General features: G+C 36.3%; 7 protein-coding genes. All 7 read left to right on the forward strand.

From position 1 onward, the window contains the following. Positions 1 to 140: 140 nt before the first annotated feature. Positions 141 to 680, forward strand: a complete 540-nt coding sequence (locus RQ907_RS07445) for an urease accessory protein UreE (protein ID WP_311492745.1) — start codon at positions 141 to 143, stop codon at positions 678 to 680. Beyond that, positions 673 to 1,377: an urease accessory protein UreF gene (locus RQ907_RS07450; RefSeq protein WP_311492746.1), complete on the forward strand. Its 705-nt coding sequence runs from the start codon at positions 673 to 675 to the stop codon at positions 1,375 to 1,377. Before RQ907_RS07445 ends, RQ907_RS07450 begins: the two co-directional genes overlap by 8 nt. An 8-nt stretch (positions 1,378 to 1,385) precedes the next feature. Then, a complete protein-coding gene (ureG, locus tag RQ907_RS07455; protein WP_265214926.1) occupies positions 1,386 to 1,997 on the forward strand; it encodes an urease accessory protein UreG in 612 nt (203 codons plus the stop codon). Continuing rightward, positions 1,997 to 2,812, forward strand: a complete 816-nt coding sequence (locus tag RQ907_RS07460) for an urease accessory protein UreD (protein ID WP_311492747.1) — start codon at positions 1,997 to 1,999, stop codon at positions 2,810 to 2,812. The genes ureG and RQ907_RS07460 overlap by 1 nt, the downstream gene beginning before the upstream one ends. Then, positions 2,803 to 3,105 (forward strand): urease subunit gamma, encoded by a 303-nt coding sequence (ureA, locus tag RQ907_RS07465; RefSeq protein ID WP_004816472.1) that lies wholly within the window; start codon positions 2,803 to 2,805, stop codon positions 3,103 to 3,105. The genes RQ907_RS07460 and ureA overlap by 10 nt, the downstream gene beginning before the upstream one ends. A 9-nt stretch (positions 3,106 to 3,114) precedes the next feature. Next, positions 3,115 to 3,498 (forward strand): urease subunit beta, encoded by a 384-nt coding sequence (gene ureB, locus RQ907_RS07470; protein ID WP_311492748.1) that lies wholly within the window; start codon positions 3,115 to 3,117, stop codon positions 3,496 to 3,498. Next, a partial coding sequence (ureC, locus tag RQ907_RS07475) for an urease subunit alpha (protein ID WP_311492749.1) occupies positions 3,499 to 5,205 on the forward strand: 1,707 nt, incomplete at its 3' end.

A 5,205-nucleotide genomic window follows, 5' to 3' on the forward strand; every position in this document is an offset into this window, starting at 1 on the left:
TATTCTATATGTGGTTTTTGTCTGGGAAATTTAGCTAAGCTTGTCTTCAAAAAGTATAATAAAGAAATTACACTTTATAAAATGCAAAATCATTGTTTTTTTTTGTTTTAGGGGGTACTATTAAGTTTGTAAAAAAAGGGGTGAATAAATTGATAATAGAAAAAATTATTGGAAATGTTTTTGATATAAATGAAGAAAATTTAATAATCAACTGGCTTAATATGCCTTACGACCATGCCCATAAGAAAATTCAAAGATTTGAATATGAGGGTTTGGACTTGGGTCTGAAGCTTTCTGAAGAGGATAGACAAAGAGGTCTAAAGCATGGAGATATAATTTATAGAGAAAATAATGTAATTTATGCTATTAATATCGAAGAGCTTGAATGCTTAAAGCTCTCCATGGATGAGGCGAAGAGCTTTGTCAACTTGGCATATATTATTGGCAATCGTCATGCAAAATTATACTGGTCAGAAGATGGCGAATCTTTAATTACTCCATATGAGAAGACCCTAGAAGATATGCTAAAGACTGTAGAAGGGATAAAGATAGATAAGGTCATGGCTAAATTATTGCCAAAAAACAACTTGATGGCAATTCTACCTCAAGGTCAAGTAGTAGATCATCATAGTCACGACCATGACCACGACCACAATCATGACCACCATCACCATGAATAGAAAAAAATATGAAGAAGAGCTCATCCTCCTTCAATTAAATGATAGTCAATTTCCTATAGGTTCTTATTCTCATTCGTATGGACTTGAAAATTATATCCTAAAGAATTTGATTAAAGATTCGAAAGATACAAAAAAATATTTAATAAACTATTTAAAAACTAGCTTCTATTATAATGACCTTTTAGCTGTATATCTAGCTTACAATTATTTTATAGAAGGGAAAAAAGATGATCTTTTAGATCTAAATATAAGATTACAGGCTCAAAAAAGCCAAAAAGAGTTAAGGGAAGCTTCAGAGAAGTTAGGCTCAAGACTTATATCGACAGTTCATAAGATGGACATAGCTATGCCAGAACAATACTATGACTACCTAGATTATCATAAGAAAAATGACATTATCATCCATCACTCAGTCGCCTATGCTCTAATTACAGCAAGTCTTGATATTGATTTAACCGCATCTCTTTTGAGTTTTGCCTTTAATATGGCACAGAATCTAGTGATTACAGCGGTTAAGACCGTACCTATCAGCCAGTTTGATGGGCAGAAAATCTTATATGAAATCTCTAACTTGCTAATAGATTTAGTTACAAAGATAGATAAAATGGATGAGGAGTATTATTTTACTTCATATCCAGGTGTAGAAGTTGCTTCAATGCAACATGAAGTATTATATTCAAGACTTTATATGTCTTAGGGAGGCTTATGGATTACGTAAAAATTGGTGTCGCAGGCCCTGTTGGTTGCGGTAAGACACATTTGATAGAAAAACTAGTAGAAGAATTCAAAAAAGATTACAAGGTAGCAGTAGTTACTAACGATATATATACAGAAGAAGATGCAAACTATCTAAAAGATCAGGGGATTCTTGAAAGAGATAGGATAAGAGGAGTAGAAACTGGAGGATGTCCTCATACAGCTATTAGAGATGATGTTTCTATGAACCTTGAAGCTTGTGAGGATTTAGTCAGAAATTTTAAGGATATAGAAATAATCTTTATCGAAAGTGGTGGGGACAATCTATCAGCAACCTTTAGTCCTGACCTTGCAGATGCCACCATCTTTGTAATAGATGTAGCTGCAGGTGGAGATATACCAAGAAAAGGAGGCCCAGGAATTTTAAGATCAGACCTTCTTATAATAAACAAAAAAGATTTAGCTCCTTATGTTGGCGTTGACCTTGAGGCTATGAGAAAGGATACCCTAGCCCAAAGAGGAGATCGTCCATTTATCTTTACTAATATCAAAAATGGCGATGGACTTAATGAGGTCTATGACTGGATAAGAAAGCAAGTCTTATTAGAAGATTTAAAATAATGAAAAAAACATACGCAAGAGCCAGCAGAATATATTTAGAGTTTGAAAATAAGGATGATACAACAATCCTAAAAGATATCTACAATTCGCCACCATTTCTGCTTATGCATACATTTAAATATGGCGACTTTACCAAGGCTATGATTATGAGCTCAAGCCCAGGTATCCTGGAAGGCGATATGCAAGAAGAAAAATTCTATGCAAAAAAGAATAGCAAGGTCTTGCTTTCTTCTCAATCATACGAAAAAGTTTACAAGATGAACGAGGATTCTTTCGCAAGTCGTAAGGTTGAAATTCGTGGAGAAGAAAAATCTGACTTTATTTTTAAACTTTTACCCATGATTCTCTACAAGGATGCAGATTTTAGGGAGGATATCAAGGTCGATTTAGAAAAAGATGCCAGGCTTATTTTTTCTAACTGCTTTGTAGCTGGTAGAATTGGCAGGGGAGAAAGCTTTGAATTTAAAAGCTACAAGACTAATCTAGATATAAACCTTGATGGCAAACTCATCTATACCGAAAAAAACCTCATAAGGCCAAGAGAACAAAATATAAATGAACTTGGTTTAATGGAAGGCTATGACCACTTTTTGTCAATGGTTGCTATAAATTTTTCCGATGAAAATAATATAGGCGAGATTCGCAATATAATTGATAAGCATAGTTTAAAGAGAGGACTAAAAGGTGGGGCAAGTTACAGCTTTAGAAATGATATTCAAATTAGGATTTTGGGCAAGATGGGACAGGATTTAATAGAATGTGAAAAAGAAATAATAGATTATTTAATTGAAAAAGGGGGAAGGATATGCATTTAGTACCAAAAGATATTGAACGCTTGATGATATTTACAGCTGGAGAAGTTGCCAGAAAGCGTAAAGAACGTGGACTTAAATTAAACTATCCTGAAGCAGTCGCTCTAATCAGTGCCGAGCTTTATGAAATGGCTCGTGATGGCAAGACTGTTTCAGATTTGATGCAAGAAGGCAGGAAGATTCTAACAAGAGATGATGTCATGGAAGGTGTCCCTGAAATGATTAAGGATGTACAAATAGAAGCCACATTTCCTGATGGAACCAAGCTTGTAACAGTTCATCAACCAATAGTGTAGGAGGCAAAAATGATTCCAGGTGAAATTTTTTATAAAGATGAAGATTTGATTTTAAATGAAGATTTCGAAGCTATAGAAATAGAAGTAACAAATACTGGCGATAGGGCTGTACAAATCGGTTCTCATTTTCATTTTTTTGAAGTGAATAGATATTTGAAATTCGATCGTAGCATGGCCTTTGGTAAAAAGCTAGACATTCCTGCAGGAAATGCTATTAGATTTGAACCAGGTCAAACCCATAGGGTTAGATTAATTGATATCGGCGGAAATGGAAGGGTTATAGGATTTAATGGACTTACAAATGGTATAACCCATGATATCAAAAAAGAGGAAGCCATGAAAAACCTAATTCAAAAAGGTTACGCTAATATTAATAGTGATGGGGAGGAATAGATGTCATTTAAAATCTCAAGAGAAAAATACGGGTCTATGTATGGGCCAACTACCGGCGATAAAGTTAGACTAGCAGATACAAATATTATAATAGAAATAGAAAAAGATTATGCAATTTATGGAGATGAATCAATCTTTGGTGGCGGTAAGACTGTAAGAGATGGTATGAACCAATCTTCAACTGCAAGTTATGCCTCAGGAACTTGCGATACAGTAATTACAAATGCGATTATCCTAGACTATACTGGTATCTACAAGGCAGATATAGGTATTAGGGATGGTATTATTACAGGAATAGGTAAGTCAGGTAACCCTGATATGAACGATAATGTCAACCCTGGTCTTGTAATAGGGGCAAGCACTGAAATAATCTCAGGCGAAAATAAAATCGTAACCGCTGGAGCAATTGACACCCACGTTCATTTTATATCAGCCGATCAAGCAAACACTGCCCTAGCAGGAGGAACTACTACCTTAATCGGAGGCGGAACAGGTCCTGCTGATGGAACAAATGCTACAACCTGTACTCCAGGCCCTAACCACCTAGAAGCTATGCTAAAATCAGTCGAAGGATATCCAGTAAATGTTGGACTATTAGGTAAGGGTAACTGCTCAAGCAAAGAGCCACTTTATGAACAAATAAAAGCAGGAGCTTGTGGACTAAAGATTCATGAAGACTGGGGAGCAACAAGAGCCGTTATAAATGCCAGCCTTGAAGTTGCTGATGAGTACGATATTGCAGTTGCCATCCATACCGACACCCTTAACGAAGGCGGTACAATCGAAGATACCCTAGATGCTATTGGAGGTAGAGCTATACATTTCTTCCATACTGAAGGAGCAGGAGGAGGACATGCACCAGATCAAATAGTTGCAGCAGGATTTAATAATGTTTTTCCAGCATCTACAAATCCAACCATGCCTTTTACCATAAACACATCAGATGAGCACTTGGATATGGTTATGGTTTGCCACAATCTTGACAAAACCATAGAAGAAGATGTAGCCTTTGCTGACTCAAGGATTAGACCGGAAACAATAGCTGCAGAAGATGTCCTTCAAGACATGGGCGTATTCTCAATAATGTCTTCAGACTCTCAAGCCATGGGCAGGATTGGCGAAGTTGTTATGAGAACTTGGCAAACAGCCTCAAAGATGAAAGACCAACGTGGAGCTCTTAAAGAAGATGAAGGAAATAATAACGATAACTTTAGGGCCAAAAGATATGTAGCCAAATATACTATAAACCCAGCAATAGCCCACGGAGTATCTGAATATATTGGTTCAATTGAAGTTGGTAAACGTGCAGACCTAGTCCTTTGGGAGCCAAAATTCTTTGGAGTTCGTCCAAAACAAATCCTAAAAAATGGTCTAATAATAATGGCACCATCAGGAGATCCAAACGCATCCATACCAACACCACAACCTGTAATATACAGAAGAATGTATGCGGCCATTGGTGGAGGAATCGGAAACTCTTGCATGACCTTTGTTTCAAAAGCATCCTATGAAGCAGGCATAAAAGAAAAACTAGACCTAAAAAGAATGGTACTACCTGTTCATAATTGTAGAAACATCGGCAAAAAAGATATGAAACTAAACTCCGAAACTCCAAACATCAAGGTAGACCCAGAACCTTACGAAGTAACAATTGAAGGAAAGAAAATAACATGTGACCCAGTAGACAAAGTAGCCCTAGGTCAATTA

Source organism: uncultured Anaerococcus sp., assembly GCF_963510575.1.
GTDB lineage: Bacteria > Bacillota > Clostridia > Tissierellales > Peptoniphilaceae > Anaerococcus.